The organism is Streptomyces sp. NPDC001339 (genome assembly GCF_042895955.1).
Lineage (GTDB): Bacteria > Actinomycetota > Actinomycetes > Streptomycetales > Streptomycetaceae > Streptomyces.
The window spans coordinates 47,733-62,212 of sequence record NZ_JBIAWT010000004.1; the positions used below are offsets into that span (position 1 = coordinate 47,733).

General features: G+C 70.6%; 10 protein-coding genes and 4 tRNA genes. 9 read left to right on the forward strand and 5 right to left on the reverse strand.

The features are described from left to right. Positions 1-94: 94 nt before the first annotated feature. Both ACFY12_RS12375 and ACFY12_RS12380 read right to left on the reverse strand, forming a co-directional pair. Entirely contained in the window at positions 95-838 is a 744-nt protein-coding gene (locus ACFY12_RS12375; RefSeq protein ID WP_390715745.1) for a hypothetical protein, read from the reverse strand. A gap of 269 nt (positions 839-1,107) precedes the next feature. Further along, complete coding sequence (locus tag ACFY12_RS12380; RefSeq protein ID WP_390715746.1) at positions 1,108-1,458, reverse strand: metallopeptidase family protein; 351 nt, start codon at positions 1,456-1,458, stop codon at positions 1,108-1,110. Between the two features lie 115 nt (positions 1,459-1,573). Between ACFY12_RS12380 and ACFY12_RS12385 the strand changes: the two genes are divergently transcribed. The 7 genes from ACFY12_RS12385 (at position 1,574) to ACFY12_RS12415 (ending at position 9,008) form a co-directional block, all read left to right on the forward strand. Further along, positions 1,574-3,259 (forward strand): metallophosphoesterase, encoded by a 1,686-nt coding sequence (locus ACFY12_RS12385; protein WP_390715747.1) that lies wholly within the window; start codon positions 1,574-1,576, stop codon positions 3,257-3,259. Between the two features lie 167 nt (positions 3,260-3,426). Then, positions 3,427-3,499, forward strand: a tRNA-Glu gene (locus ACFY12_RS12390). Positions 3,500-3,547: 48 nt separating this feature from the next. Beyond that, positions 3,548-3,622: transfer RNA gene (locus ACFY12_RS12395), tRNA-Asp, on the forward strand. Positions 3,623-3,626: 4 nt separating this feature from the next. Next, positions 3,627-3,700, forward strand: a tRNA-Phe gene (locus tag ACFY12_RS12400). A 185-nt stretch (positions 3,701-3,885) separates the two neighbouring features. After that, a complete protein-coding gene (hrpA, locus tag ACFY12_RS12405; RefSeq protein ID WP_390715748.1) occupies positions 3,886-7,965 on the forward strand; it encodes an ATP-dependent RNA helicase HrpA in 4,080 nt (1,359 codons plus the stop codon). A 141-nt stretch (positions 7,966-8,106) separates the two neighbouring features. Continuing rightward, positions 8,107-8,181 (forward strand) — tRNA-Asp (locus tag ACFY12_RS12410). Between the two features lie 617 nt (positions 8,182-8,798). Continuing rightward, complete coding sequence (locus tag ACFY12_RS12415) at positions 8,799-9,008, forward strand: DUF6274 family protein (protein WP_390715749.1); 210 nt, start codon at positions 8,799-8,801, stop codon at positions 9,006-9,008. A gap of 532 nt (positions 9,009-9,540) precedes the next feature. Here ACFY12_RS12415 and bldC read toward each other — a convergent pair. Both bldC and ACFY12_RS12425 read right to left on the reverse strand, forming a co-directional pair. After that, positions 9,541-9,747, reverse strand: a complete 207-nt coding sequence (gene bldC / locus ACFY12_RS12420) for a developmental transcriptional regulator BldC (RefSeq protein WP_003949541.1) — start codon at positions 9,745-9,747, stop codon at positions 9,541-9,543. A gap of 512 nt (positions 9,748-10,259) precedes the next feature. After that, positions 10,260-11,096: a hypothetical protein gene (locus ACFY12_RS12425; RefSeq protein WP_390715750.1), complete on the reverse strand. Its 837-nt coding sequence runs from the start codon at positions 11,094-11,096 to the stop codon at positions 10,260-10,262. Between the two features lie 236 nt (positions 11,097-11,332). On the opposite strand from ACFY12_RS12425, the gene ACFY12_RS12430 reads away from it, so the two are divergent. Together ACFY12_RS12430 and ACFY12_RS12435 are read left to right on the forward strand one after the other, a co-directional pair. Beyond that, positions 11,333-12,490, forward strand: coding sequence for a Leu/Phe/Val dehydrogenase (locus tag ACFY12_RS12430; protein WP_390715751.1), 1,158 nt, complete (start codon positions 11,333-11,335; stop codon positions 12,488-12,490). A gap of 421 nt (positions 12,491-12,911) precedes the next feature. Next, positions 12,912-13,166, forward strand: a complete 255-nt coding sequence (locus ACFY12_RS12435) for a DUF3073 domain-containing protein (protein ID WP_390715752.1) — start codon at positions 12,912-12,914, stop codon at positions 13,164-13,166. Between the two features lie 207 nt (positions 13,167-13,373). Here ACFY12_RS12435 and purM read toward each other — a convergent pair whose 3' ends face one another. Beyond that, positions 13,374-14,447: a phosphoribosylformylglycinamidine cyclo-ligase gene (gene purM / locus ACFY12_RS12440; RefSeq protein ID WP_390715753.1), complete on the reverse strand. Its 1,074-nt coding sequence runs from the start codon at positions 14,445-14,447 to the stop codon at positions 13,374-13,376. Between the last annotated feature and the right edge of the window lie 33 nt (positions 14,448-14,480).

Here is a 14,480-nt window from a genome sequence, read left to right on the forward strand (position 1 = left end):
GGCCCGTACAACCCCGCACGGTTTCCCCGTGCAACCCCTGTACAAGTCCCCGTACAGACTCCCATACCGACTCTGCTACCGGCCCTGCGAGCCCTCACGCCCCGAATTCGCCGCTCGGATCGCCGTGATCGCGATCGCCTTGATCGCCTTGATCGCCGTAGGAAAACATCGGCGAGACGGGGGACGGACCGGAGGCATGGGCGCTCGGCGGGGGCGGTTCGGGGCTGGCCGACGGCGAGGTCGGCTCCGCGCTGGGCGTACCGGGAGTGGGCGAGGCGGGCGGGGTGGACGGCCGGTGCGTGCGGGACGGCGAGGGTTCCGGCGTCCCGGAGCCGCTCTGGCCGTCCGGGTCGCCCTGGCCGTCCGAGCCGTCGTGTCCGCCGCTCGCGCCGGGCTCCGGGCCCGACGGCTTCACCGTCCGGGACGGCGTACCGGGCGACGCGGACGGGGTGCGCGTCGCCGCCGCGGACGGCTCGCCCCCCTTCTCGCCGCCGGCCGGCCGCGCCTCACCATCGCGCACCGCCCGCCGCCGACCGTCGCCACGGCCGTCCGCGGTCACACCGGGGGCGGGCCGGGCCTCCTTGCCGTCCTGCTGCGCGGCGCTGCCGGACGGCTTCGGCCGGGCCGCTTCGCTGACGCTCAGGCAACCGGCCAGGGACGCGGCCAGCGCGGAGACGGTCAGGGCGGCGACGGCGACGCGGGAGAGCGCACCCCTTGCCGGCGGTAGCGCGCCCCTTGCCGGCGGTGACGGCGACGAGGCGGCGCGGCCCCGGGCGGGCGCGGGTGCGGGGGCACCGGGTGGTTTCGGGGATGTGTGACGGCAGGGGCTCGGGCGCACGGCGGGACCTCCGGATCCGGAGCGCAGGGACGGCGGCACGGACGCCCTGCCCAACTCCCGCTCCCCGCCCGAGGACACGCGCACCGCCGGGCCGATCCCGCACCGCCGGCCCCACGGTCACCGGCACCCGCCCGCGAACCGGCGGCCGTGACAGGTACCGATCGCCCCGCGAACCGGCGGCCGTGACGGGTACCGGTCGCCCCGCGAACGGACCGGTACCCGCCCCGAGCAGCGCTCCTCAGCCGTAACCCAACGCGTGCAGCCGCTCGTCAGCCATAACCCAACGCGTGCAGCCGCTCGTCGTCGATCCCGAAGTGATGCGCCACTTCATGAACGACTGTCACTTCCGTCTCCGCGACCACGTCTTCGCGAGACTCGCACATCCGGAGCGTCGGCCCTCGGTAGATGGTGATCCGGTCCGGCAGCACGCCGGCGTACCACTCCCCCCGGTCGGTCAGCGGCGTCCCCTCGTACAAGCCGAGCAGCTCGGGGTCGGCGGCCGGGGGCTCGTCCTCCACGAACACCGCCACGTTGTCCATCAGCCGGGTCAGCTCCGGCGGGATCCGGTCCAGCGCCTCGGCGACCAGTTCCTCGAACTCCTCGCGCGTCATTTCCAGCACAACACCATTCTCCGTCAACGGAGCCGCCGGGCATCCGCCGACAACGCCGCCGGGTATCCGCCAACAGCGCCGCCGGCCCCGGCGTAACGACCATCAGGCGGGGCATACGGGACCAATGGCCCGCGGCGCGCGCTCCCGGAGACGACGAAAGAGCCTCCCCGACTTCCGAGGCCTCCCCGACTTCCGAGGCCTCCCCTACCTCCGAGGCCTCCCCGGAGACCTCCCACACCCCAGTGGCCTCCCACGCCCCGGAGACCTCCCACACCTCGACAGCGACATTCCGCACCACCCCCTGCGCTCCGCCCTCGGGCTGGCGGCCGTCGCCGTCCTCGGCGCCTGGCTGGGGCTGCTCCTCATCGGCACCGTCCACGCACCGGTCGGCCCGATGGACACCAGCATGGCGCTCCGGCCCTCGCTGACCGGCGGCACCCGCATCACCGTCCCGCCGCTCGGCGACCTGGAGCTGAGCAGCCACTACGCGCCCGTACGGCTCCGGGTGGACGTCGACCGGCTGGACCCGGCCCGCTCCCAGGCGCTGGTCGACCACCCCGAACGGTTCGCCGGCCTCCAGGCCGAGGTCACCCGTGACCTCACCCGCGGCGCCCTGGGACTGGCGCTGCACTCCTGCGTCGCCGTGGTGTCCGGCGCCCTCGCGCTGGGCCTGGTCGTCCACCGCCGCCCGCGCCGCGCGCTGGCCGCCGGCGGGCTGGCGCTCGCTTTGCTCGCCGCCTCCGCGGGCGCCGCGTACGCCACCTGGAACCCGCAGTCGGTCCTGGAGCCGAAGTTCTCCGGGCTGCTCTCCTCGGCCCCGTCCGTGGTCGGCAACGCCCGCCACATCGTCAGCGAATTCGACGTCTACCAAAAGGAGTTGGCGCGCCTGGTCACCAACGTCACCAAGCTCTACGACGCCACCTCGACGCTGCCCGCGTACCGGCCCGACCCCACCACCATCCGCGTCCTGCACGTCTCCGACATCCACCTCAACCCGGCCGCCTGGAGGATCATCGCCTCTCTGGTGAACCAGTACCGGATCAACGTGATCGTCGACACCGGCGACACCATGGACCACGGCTCGGCCGCCGAGAACCACTTCCTGGACCCGGCGTCCACCCTCGGCGCGCCGTACGTGTGGGTACGCGGCAACCACGACTCGCGCACCACCCAGAAGTACCTGGCCGGCCGCCGCAACATCACCGTCCTCGACAACGGTGAGGCCACCGCGATCGCCGGCCTGCGCATCGCCGGTGTCGGCGACCCGCAGTTCACCCCGGACCGCTCGGTCGTACCGGCCGGCGACCCCGCGGAGCGCACCGCCGGCGGCCGGCTCGCCGACGCGCTCCGCACCGAGCGGCTCGCCGGCCGGCCCGCCGACCTCGCGCTGTCCCACAACCCCGCCGCCGTGACCGAGGCGGACGGCCTGGTCCCGCTGGCGCTGGCGGGCCATCTCCACCACCGCGCGCACAGCACACTCCCCCGGGGCACCCGGCTGATGGTCGAGGGCTCCACGGGCGGCGGCGGGCTGCGCGCGGTGCAGAACAAGAAGCCGGAGCCGGTCCAGGCGTCGGTGCTCTACCTGGACCGGCGCACCAAACGGCTGCAGGCGTGGGACGAGATCACCCTCGGCGGGCTGGGCCTGGCCCGCGCGGAGGTCAGCCGCCACCTTCCCCACGAGAACCAGCCCGCCGCCACACCGACGCCCACCCCGGCACCGACACCCACACCAACACCGGCACCGTCCGGTTCGCCTCACTCGTCCGGCCCAGCAACCCGGCCCCCGTCCGATCACCAGCCCCGCCACTGAACCCAGCCGCCACCGGCGCCTCCCCCACCTCTTCCTGCCCCTCCAGAAACGCTTCCCAAAGCGCTTCCCACGGGCCCCGGGTAAACCGTTTTGGCGAACGGACCTCCCATCCCATATGCTTCTTCTCGTCCCCGACGGCGCCGGCAACGACGCCAAGGTGGCCACCAGCCCTCATCGTCTAGTGGCCCAGGACGCCGCCCTTTCAAGGCGGTAGCACGGGTTCGAATCCCGTTGGGGGCACGCAACACCCTGTGCGAGACTGGTGCACGCCGCTCTCGCACAAAGCAAGGTCCTGTGGAGCAGTTTGGAGTGCTCGCCACCCTGTCAAGGTGGAGGCCGCGGGTTCAAATCCCGTCAGGACCGCTGCGGCTGGGTAGCTCAGTTGGTACGAGCGTCCGCCTGAAAAGCGGAAGGTCGCCGGTTCGACCCCGGCCCCAGCCACACCTCTTGCCGCACGGTCCCGGTTCCTGGAACCGGGGCCTTTTGCGTATCCGCTACCGCCTTCTGCGTATCCGCTCCCCCGCCGTATCCGCTCCCCGTTCGCTCCCCGCGGCCGGCACCGGCGATCGGTCGCCCGCGCAAATGGTTCGCCAGTCATTCACCCGAGGTGCGATCCTGGGGGACGTATGTCCAGTCAGCCTGCTCCCGCCCTGCCCGACGGCGCCGCCCTCACCCTGCCCGGCCTGCTCACGCGCCTGCCCGAGCTGATGCTGCGCGACCAGCAGCGGCTGGGGCGCCGGCTCGACGGCGTACGCCGGATCCGGAAGCCCGAGGCCCGGTCCGCCGTGCTCGCCGAGATCGCCGCGGAGGTCGAGCAGGCGGAGCTGCGCGTGGCAGGCCGCCGCGCCGCCGTGCCCGAGATCCGCTACCCCGAGGCGCTGCCGGTAAGCCAGAAGAAGGACGAGATCCTCGAGGCGATCCGCGACCACCAGGTCGTGATCGTCGCCGGTGAGACGGGTTCCGGTAAGACCACACAGATCCCGAAGATCTGTCTGGAGCTGGGGCGGGGCATCCGGGGCCTGATCGGGCACACCCAGCCGCGCCGGATCGCCGCCCGTACGGTCGCGGAGCGGGTCGCCGAGGAGCTGCGCACCCCGCTCGGCGAGTCCGTCGGCTGGAAGGTCCGCTTCACCGACCAGGTGAGCCCGGACACCCACATCAAGCTGATGACGGACGGCATCCTGCTCGCCGAGATCCAGACGGACCGCGAGCTGCGCCAGTACGACACGATCATCATCGACGAGGCGCACGAGCGCAGCCTCAACATCGACTTCATCCTCGGCTATCTGGCGCAGCTGCTGCCGCGCCGCCCCGATCTCAAGGTCGTCATCACCTCGGCGACGATCGACCCGGAGCGCTTCGCCCGGCACTTCGGGAGCTTCGCCTCCGTGGACGGTGGGCAGAGCGGCACCGGCACCAGTGAGGGCGACGGCGAGGGGGCGCCGAGCGCGCCGATCGTCGAGGTCAGCGGACGGACGTACCCCGTCGAGGTGCGCTACCGGCCCCTCCTGGAGGAGGGCGGCGAAGACGCCGACCGGGACCAGATCACCGCCATCTGCGACGCGGTCGGTGAACTGCAGGCCGAGGGGCCGGGCGACATCCTGGTGTTCCTCTCCGGTGAGCGCGAGATCCGGGACACCGCCGACGCCCTCAACAAGCAGCGGCTCAGGGACACCGAGGTGCTGCCGCTGTACGCCCGGCTGTCGCACGCCGAGCAGCACCGAGTCTTCCAGCGGCACACCGGCCGGCGCATCGTGCTGGCCACCAACGTCGCCGAGACGTCGCTGACCGTCCCCGGCATCCGGTACGTGATCGACACCGGTATGGCGCGTATCTCGCGCTACAGCTACCGCACCAAGGTGCAGCGGCTGCCGATCGAGCCGATCAGCCAGGCCAGCGCCAATCAGCGCAAGGGCCGCTGCGGTCGCCTCAGCGACGGCATCTGCGTCCGGCTGTATTCGGAGGACGACTTCCTCAGCCGTCCGGAGTTCACGGACGCGGAGATCCTCCGTACGAACCTCGCCTCCGTCATCCTCCAGATGACCGCGGCCGGGCTCGGCGACATCGAGAAGTTCCCCTTCATCGATCCGCCGGACCGGCGCAACATCAAGGACGGCGTCCAGCTCCTGGAGGAGCTGGGGGCGCTCGATCCGCAGCAGAAGGATCCGAAGAAGCGGCTCACCCAGACCGGCCGGCAGCTGTCGCAGCTGCCGGTGGACCCGCGGCTGGCGCGGATGGTGCTCGAGGCGGACCGCAACGGCTGTGTCCGCGAGGTCATGGTCATCGCGGCGGCGCTGTCCATCCAGGACCCGCGGGAGCGCCCGGCCGACAAACAGGCGCAGGCCGATCAGCAGCACGCCCGTTTCAAGGACGAGACCTCCGACTTCCTCGCGTTCCTGAATCTGTGGCGCTATATCCGCGAACGGCAGAAGGAGCTGTCCTCCTCCGCGTTCCGCCGGATGTGCCGGAGCGAGTTCCTCAACTACCTCCGGATACGTGAGTGGCAGGACATCTACTCCCAGCTGCGTACGGTCGCCAAGTCCATGGGGATTCACCTGTCGGAGCAGGACGCGGCGCCGGACCCTATCCACACCGCCCTGCTCTCGGGTTTGCTTTCGCACATCGGACTGAAGGACACCGAGGCCAAGAACGAATACGTGGGCGCGCGCAGCGCCAAATTCGCGGTCTTCCCCGGCTCGGCGCTCTTCAAGAAGCCGCCGCGCTGGGTGATGTCGGCGGAGCTGGTCGAGACGTCCCGCCTGTGGGCGCGGGTGAACGCGAAGATCGAGCCCGAGTGGATCGAGCCGCTCGCCGGCCACCTGGTCAAGCGCACGTACAGCGAGCCGCACTGGGAACAGAAGATGGCCGCGGTGATGGCGTACGAGCGGGTGACGCTCTACGGCGTCCCGGTCGTCGCCCAGCGCAAGGTGAACTACGGCCGGATCGATCCGGAGACCTCGCGCGATCTGTTCATCCGCAACGCCCTGGTCGAGGGCGACTGGCGCACCCACCACCAGTTCTTCCATGACAACCGCAAACTGCTCGGCGAGGTCGAGGAGTTGGAGCACCGCGCCCGGCGCCGCGACATTCTCGTCGACGACGAGACGCTCTTCGACTTCTACGACCAGCGCATCCCGGCGGAGGTGGTCTCCGGGGCGCACTTCGATTCCTGGTGGAAGCAGAAACACCGGGACGAGCCGGAGCTGCTGAATTTCGAGCACTCCATGCTCATCAACGAATCCGCGGAGGCCGTCACCAAGGACGACTACCCGGATTCCTGGCGCCAGGGAAAGCTGAAGTTCAAGGTCACCTACCAGTTCGAGCCGGGCGCGGACGCGGACGGCGTGACCGTCCACATCCCGCTCCAGGTGCTCAACCAGGTCTCCTCGGAGGGCTTCGACTGGCAGATCCCGGGTCTGCGGGAGCAACTGGTGACGGAGCTGATCCGGTCGCTGCCCAAGCCGATCCGGCGCAATTACGTCCCGGCGCCCAACTTCGCCGCCCGCTTCCTGGACTCCACCGTTCCGCTCCAGGGCGCCCTGACGGCGTCCCTGGCCGCGGGGCTGCAGCGGATGGTGGGCGTCCCCGTCGAGGCCGCCGACTTCGACACCGGCCGGATCCCCGACCACCTCAAGATCACCTTCCGCGTGGTCGACGAGCGGCGCCGCAAGCTCGCCGAGGCCAAGGACCTGGAGGCGCTCCGGCTGAAGCTCAGGCCGAAGACCCGGGCCGCCATCTCCAAGGCCTTCGAGCAGGCCGCCGAGCGGCCCGCCAAGGACCGCAGGGGCGGCGGCCAGGGGGCCGCGGGCGGCGGACCGGCGCTGGCCGGCCTGGAGCAGCGGACCGGGCTGACGTCGTGGACGATCGGCAGCCTGCCGCGCACGTTCGAGACCCGGCGGGCGGGCCAGCCCCTCAAGGCGTATCCGGCGCTGGTCGACGAGGGCGACAGCGTCGCGGTACGGCTCTTCGACACCGAGGCCGAGCAGCTGACGGCGATGTGGGCGGGCACCCGCCGCCTCATCCTGCTCAACATCCCCACCAACCCCGCCAAGTTCGCCCAGGACAAGCTCAGCAACCAGCAGAAGCTCGCACTGTCCCGTAATCCGCACGGCTCGATCGCGGCGCTCTTCGAGGACTGCGTGACCGCCGCGGCCGACCGGCTGATCGCGGCGCGGGGCGGCCCGGCGTGGGACGAGGAGTCCTTCCGGAAGCTGTTCGACGCGGTCCGGACCGACCTCGTGGACGTCACGCTGCGGACCATCCAGCAGGTCCAGGAGGTGCTGGCCGCCTGGCAGGCGTGCGAGCGCCGGCTCAAGGCGACCACGTTCCCCTCGCTGCTGCCGTCGCTCGCCGACGTCAAGGAGCAACTGGCGGCGCTGATCAAGCCGGGCTTCGTCACGGCACACGGCGCCAAGCGGCTGCCGGACCTGATGCGCTACCTGGTCGCCGCCGACCGCCGGCTCCAGCAGCTGCCCACCCACGCCGAACGGGACCGCACCCGTATGGCGAAGGTGAAGGAGATGCAGGACGAATACGCCTGGCTGCTGGAGCAGTTCCCGCCCGGCCGCCCGGTACCGGCGGCGGCCCTGGAGATCCGCTGGATGATCGAGGAACTCCGGGTGAGCTACTTCGCGCACGCCCTGGGGACGGCGTATCCCGTCTCCGACAAGCGGATCGTCAAGGCCGTGGACGCGGCCGCGCCCTGACCCGGGGGCCGGGTGCGGCTCCCGGGCCACAGGCCCCCGCTGCCGCCCGGGGGCCGGTCTCCGGGATCGAGTTCGACCGCACCCCCTGACCTGCTGTACAGTCTTGCTTCGCAGCCCGCCGCAAGCGGGAAGCACACACGAGGTCCTGTGGAGCAGTTTGGAGTGCTCGCCACCCTGTCAAGGTGGAGGCCGCGGGTTCAAATCCCGTCAGGACCGCAACGGCCCGCATCCATCACGGATGCGGGCCAGTTTTTTGTTTTCCCTCTGTTTGGTTTCGGCTCTCCCGCCGTGGGGGTTTCTCGCCGTTGCGCCCGTCGCGGCGCCCCGTTTGTTCTTGGCGTTCCTCGCCGTTTCGCCTGCGGCGGGCCGTTGCCGCTGCGCGGGGCTGTACGTCGCGGGTGCGCCCCTCCGGACTGGCGTCCTGCGGTGCGCCCCCTCCCGTGGGTGGTGGGTGATGTCGTCGCTTCTGCCGTCGTCGATGCTGCCGGACCCTCGTCGTTGTGGCTGATCGCCGTTGCGGCAGGACTGGGACTGTGGTGGGTGGCTGGGTGTCCCTCGTCCACGAGCGGTGGGGGACCGCTCGCGTCCGCCCCCACCAACCGTCTTTCCTCCCACCTACGGGAGGGGCCGCGCCGCAGGACGAAGTCCGGAGGAGTGGACCCGTGGCCGGCACACCCACGCCCGCCGCAGGCGCAACGGCGAGAAACACCCGCGGCGGGACGGCCGACAACGTGGGAAGCCGGCCAAGCGCAGCGGAACGTGGGGATTGACGGCACGTAGCGCCACCGGTAAGCACATGGAAAGGCGCCAGCCCGAACGGGGAGGACTGTGCGATGACAACTGCGGTACGGCATGAGATCAAGGCGCTGTTGCGGGCGCATCTGTCGGCCGCCACGGGGTACCGCCATCTGACGCGGCACTGTCCCATCTGCCATCAGCTGCTGAGGCTCGCCATGGAGCCGCGTACGGGGCCCGCCGGACCGCCGGTGCCCGCGCCCGTGCCGTCGTCCGCCGGCGAGGACAAAAGTCCCGCGAGTCGGTGACCAATGACGCCTGTGCCGCCCGCTGTGCGGTGACAGGGTGTGAGTTACGGCCCGGGCTGCTGACAGGGAGTGTCCTTTACCCCAGGGGGCGTTGGGCCACAAGCGGCACACGATGTGACGGGTGTCACTGAACAAGTTGGGCGGGAAGGGGAACTTACCGCCTCCCTACAACCTGTCAATTTAATATGTGCAATTGCACCACCCTCGAGGCGGACCCGGAAGGAGACCACGGAGTCTGTTCGCGGAGGCCCCCTCAGGGCGCCTGAAGGGGCGCTGAGCGCCGCCGGAGGCGGTGGCGGCGGCAGGTCGGCCCGAGCGCCCCGCGGGGCCCTGGAGCGGCCGTATACAAAAAGATCGCGCTGGACCCGGCGGAGTCCAGCGCGATCGGTGACGTACCCAGATGGAGCGGGCGTGGGGCCTGTTGGGGCAGGCGCCGCGTCACGGGAAGCTCTGTAGAGCAGGTGGAGCTAGGTGGTGCGAAGTGGGCCTTTTCGGGTTGGGGGACCCGAAAACAGCCCGGCTATGCGGTTGTTCAGGCCTCGCTGCGCTGCTGCGGGATACCCGCGAGCAGTGCGCGGACCTCAGCCTCGCGGTAACGCCGATGCCCTCCGAGCGTTCGGATGGACGTGAGCTTGCCTGCCTTGGCCCAGCGGGTGACCGTCTTGGGGTCCACGCGGAACATCGTGGCTACCTCGGCAGGGGTCAGCAGCGGCTCGGCGTCAGGGGTGCGAGCGGTCATGAGCGGCCTCCTCGGGAGAACCGAACCATCACGGTTCTTTCCTCTAAATTCTGCACCTTGGCCCGCGTTGCCCGAAATGGCGGACGCGGGCCGAGTCGGTTATAGGACGAACGGCTTGTCCTCGGCACTACAACTACACCATCTGTCCAGCCACGTCGGCCAAACCGATGGAATTGCCCTCTCAGGTGTTCAACCTCGGCGGATGCCGATGGACCATGCCATAGCGGACAGTCACTTCGTCGTGACGATCAGTCACAACGTGACCAGCCCCCACGAGACCCCTCAAGGAGCGCAATACCGATCTATCCGCCCTTAGTTGGACGGAAGGAGCCCATGTCGGGCTCCTTGTCCTATTTTGGCACGAGGGTGCACCTTGCTAGCAAGACCCGAAGTCAGTGCTTTAGGTCACGCTTGAGGCAATCGCCCGGTTAAGGACCAACGTCCTTTACCTCCCGACCACCGAAAAGCGAACGCCGGACCACCGTGCCAGAAACCTTCGGCATCCGCGGCCCTCAGCTCGCGAACTGGCGTTCCCGCACCGCGCGCCACCGCCGGGAAAGCTTCTCGTACGCGGCACCGGCCCGCTCGCCGTCGCCCTCCCGCAGCGCCGCCAGCCCGTCCGCCACCTCGGCGGCGGAACGGTCCTCGGCGAGCTGCTCCCCGGGCACCGCGTGCACCAGCCCTCCGTAGTCCAGCTCCACGAGCGACCGCGGATGGAATTCCTCGAGCCAGCGCCCCACCTCTACCAGGCCGTCGATCAGCGGCCCCTCTTCCAGGGAACTCCGCAGCGTACGCAGCCCCCGCGCGACCCGGCGCCGGGCCTGGACCATCGGCGTCCGGTAACGCAGCACGGGCGACCGGTCACCGGGCACGTACTCCCGCTCGGCGTCGTCGAACAGGACGAACCAGCGGACCGGGATGTGCCAGGCCGTCCCGCGGATCCACGGCCGGGCGTCCGGATGGCGCTCCCGCCACCGCTCGTAGTCGGTGGCCGCCTGCCGGCGCACCACCGGGGGCAGCGCCGCGTCCAGCACCGGCGGCGGCAGCAGCTCCTCCAGTGCGTCCAGGGCCTGCCAGCCGCGCAGCCGGGTGCGCCAGGGGCAGACGCAGATCACCTCGTCCACGACGGCGATGAAGGCGTCCGCGCTCTCATGGACCGGCACCGGTACGGGAGGCATGGGCAGCAGATCGGCCAGCGCCCGGCGCTGCTCGTCCTGGGCGGTGGGGGTGTCGTCCCGTTTGGCATAGCGCGCCCAGTGGGAGCGCTCCGGCTCGGGGAACGCTGCCAGCGGTTCGTAGACCCGTAGGTACGCCATGTACGGGACTTTCACCGACGACGCCAACGCCACGCCCGCTCCTTCCGGGGAAGTCCACCGCCGGGAGATCCCGCCCTCGGATACGCCTCCCCGGCCTCCGTGGAGGCCCGCCCGAGGACCGGCCGGCCTGCGATACGACCAGATCGTCCCACGGCCGTTCCCCCGGGAGAGGGTGATCCTCCGCACCTGGCTGATCAACCGGCCCCACAGGTCTTACGCTCGTGTCAACCGGCCCTCCCCCACCCGCAGGAGGGCGCCCTTCGCGACTTATGGGAGTCACCACCGTGACCGACGTACGTCCACCCTCCTCCCCCGATTTCCCGGCGCATTTCGAGCACGGGGGAACCAACCGCGCCGACGGCGGCGTGCTGCACACCCTCTTCCGGTCCGAGCAGGGGGGCCATGAGCAGGTGGTGCTCTGCCAGGACCGGGCCAGCGGCCTGAAGGCAGTGATCGCGATCCACAGCACCGCCCTGGGCCCTGCCCTCGGCGGCACCCGCTTCCACGCGTACGCCTCCGAGGAGGAGGCCGTGCTGGACGCCCTGAACCTGTCGCGCGGCATGTCCTACAAGAACGCGCTCGCGGGGCTTGACCATGGTGGCGGGAAGGGCGTGATCATCGGCGACCCCGCACTGCTCAAGACCGAGGAACTCCTGCTCGCCTACGGCCGGTTCGTGGCCTCCCTGGGGGGCCGCTACGTCACCGCGTGCGACGTCGGCACATACGTCGAGGACATGGACGTCGTCGCCCGGACGAACAAGTGGACCACCGGCCGCTCCCCGGAGAACGGGGGCGCCGGGGACTCCTCCATCCTGACCGCCTACGGCGTCTTCCAGGGCATGCGCGCCTCGGCCCAGCACGCCTGGGGCGACCCCACACTGCGCGGGCGGAAGGTCGGCATCGCGGGCGTCGGCAAGGTGGGGCACCTCCTCGTCGAGCACCTTCTGAAGGACGGCGCCGAGGTCCTGATCACGGACGTCCGCGCCGAGTCGGTGGCCCGGGTCGTCGCCGGCCATCCGCAGGTCACCGTGGTCCCGGACACCGAGGCGCTGATCCGCACCGAGGGACTGGACGTGTACGCACCGTGCGCGCTGGGCGGCGCGCTCGACGACGACTCGGTGCCGGTGCTCACCGCGAAGGTGGTCTGCGGCGCGGCCAACAACCAGCTCGCGCACCCCGGCGTCGAGAAGGATCTCTCCGACCGCGGCATTCTGTACGCGCCCGATTACGTGGTGAACGCGGGCGGTGTCATCCAGGTGGCCGACGAGCTCCACGGCTTCGACTTCGACCGCTGCAAGGCCAAGGCGGCGAAGATCTTCGACACCACACTGGCGATATTCGCTCGTGCGAAGGCCGACGGAATTCCGCCCGCCGCGGCCGCCGACCGGCTGGCCGAGCACCGGATGACGGAGGCGCGGCACGCCTGAGCCCCTCCCACGTCGGACCTGAGCCCCTCCCGCGTCGGAACCGTTCCTGACCCGGCGCCCCTGATTCCGTGCGGAGATCCGGCCGACCCTTAGGGAGACGCCGGTGCTTACGGAGATCCGGCCGGGTCGGCCGGAAACACGGTCTTGCGCGGCCCGCCACGGGCGGTCGGGGAGACATCCCTCACCACCCGTCGGCGGGTCGGCGTACAGGACAGGTTAAAATCGCAGTTGGCCAGCGGGGACGGGGCACCTCGCCGGCCGTGCCGAGCGGCGGGTGATGCGGACGACGTACCGTATGGCCGCGGAAGCAGGTACCGTTAAAGCCCTACGGGCCGGTCTCTGTTTGGAGAGACCGCTCCGAACCATGAACGCGTGTCAAGACTCTGGGGCCATCGAGCCCCGTCATTGAGGGGGTCGACCCATGGGGCGCGGCCGGGCCAAGGCCAAGCAGACAAAGGTCGCCCGCCAGCTGAAGTACAGCAGCGGTGGGACGGATCTCTCACGACTGGCTGACGAGCTGGGTGCATCGCAACCGCCGTCGGGCCAGCAGCCGCCGAACGGAGAGCCGTTCGAGGATGACGAGGACGACCCGTACGCACGGTACGCGGAGCTGTACAACAAGGACGACGACGAAGACGACGAGGGCAACTCGTCCCAGCAGCGACGTCGCGCCTGATGCGCTGCGGACGCTCCGTCCCGGCAGCGCCCTAGGCGCCCGACGTTCTGTGCGTCCACGGCACCCATAACAGCATCACGGACCCGGTCCTGGGCATCGCCCGGACCGGGTTCTGTGCTGCCCAGGTGACCGCGTGCGCTGTCGAGGTGACTGCTCCACGTGTGGCGGCCGCACCGGCCCGGGCCGGTGCGGCTGACGACCGGGACCTCAGCTCGCGTAGTCACCGGTCAGGGTCACTGCCTCGGCGTGCTCGCCGCGCTCGACGATCTCACCGCTGACCCAGGCGTCCACCCCGCGGTCCGCCAGCGTGGTCAGCGCGACGTCCACCGACTCCCGCGGGACGACGGCGACCATGCCGACGCCCATGTTCAGGGTCTTCTCCAGCTCCAGGCGCTCGACCGCGCCGGCCTCGCCGACCAGGCCGAACACCGGCCCCGGCGTCCAGGTCGAGCGGTCGACGGTGGCGTGCAGGCCGTCCGGGATCACCCGGGCCAGGTTGTTCGCCAGTCCGCCGCCGGTGATGTGCGAGAAGGCGTGCACCTCGGTCGTACGGGTCAGCGCCAGGCAGTCCAGCGAGTAGATCTTGGTGGGCTCCAGCAGCTCCTCGCCGAGGGTGCGGCCGAACTCCGGAACCTCCTGGTCCAGGGCCATCCCCGCCCGGTCGAAGAGCACGTGCCGGACCAGGGAGTACCCGTTCGAGTGAAGTCCGGAGGACGCCATCGCGATGACCGCGTCGCCCGTTCGGATACGATCCGCGCCCAGCACCCGGTCCGCCTCGACGACGCCCGTACCGGCGCCGGCGACGTCGAACTCGTCCGCGCCCAGCAGCCCGGGGTGCTCCGCGGTCTCCCCGCCGACCAGCGCGCAGCCGGCCAGCACACAGCCCTCGGCGATGCCCTTGACGATGGCCGCGACCCGCTCGGGGTAGACCTTGCCGACACAGATGTAGTCGGTCATGAACAGCGGCTCCGCGCCGCAGACGACCAGGTCGTCGACGACCATGCCGACGAGGTCGTGGCCGATGGTGTCGTAGACGCCCATCTTCCGGGCGATGTCGACCTTCGTGCCGACGCCGTCGGTGGCGGAGGCCAGCAGCGGACGCTCGTAGCGCTTGAGGGCGGAGGCGTCGAAGAGGCCGGCGAAGCCGCCGAGCCCGCCGACGACCTCGGGGCGGGTGGCCTTCTTCACCCACTCCTTCATCAGGTCCACGGCGCGGTCGCCGGCCTCGATGTCGACGCCCGCGCTCGCGTAGCTGGCACCGGTTGACTCTGCAGCGGACATGGCTGAGAACTTTCGTGTCGTGTGTGGACGAGC

Bases quoted from the DNA above. Each gene is read 5' to 3' on its own strand.
- ACFY12_RS12385 (WP_390715747.1), top strand. From the start codon at position 1,574: ATGGCCCGCGGCGCGCGCTCCCGGAGACGACGAAAGAGCCTCCCCGAC.
- hrpA (WP_390715748.1), top strand. From the start codon at position 3,886: ATGTCCAGTCAGCCTGCTCCCGCCCTGCCCGACGGCGCCGCCCTCACC.
- ACFY12_RS12415 (WP_390715749.1), top strand. From the start codon at position 8,799: ATGACAACTGCGGTACGGCATGAGATCAAGGCGCTGTTGCGGGCGCAT.
- bldC (WP_003949541.1), bottom strand. From the start codon at position 9,747: ATGACCGCTCGCACCCCTGACGCCGAGCCGCTGCTGACCCCTGCCGAG.
- ACFY12_RS12430 (WP_390715751.1), top strand. From the start codon at position 11,333: ATGGGAGTCACCACCGTGACCGACGTACGTCCACCCTCCTCCCCCGAT.
- ACFY12_RS12435 (WP_390715752.1), top strand. From the start codon at position 12,912: ATGGGGCGCGGCCGGGCCAAGGCCAAGCAGACAAAGGTCGCCCGCCAG.
- purM (WP_390715753.1), bottom strand. From the start codon at position 14,447: ATGTCCGCTGCAGAGTCAACCGGTGCCAGCTACGCGAGCGCGGGCGTC.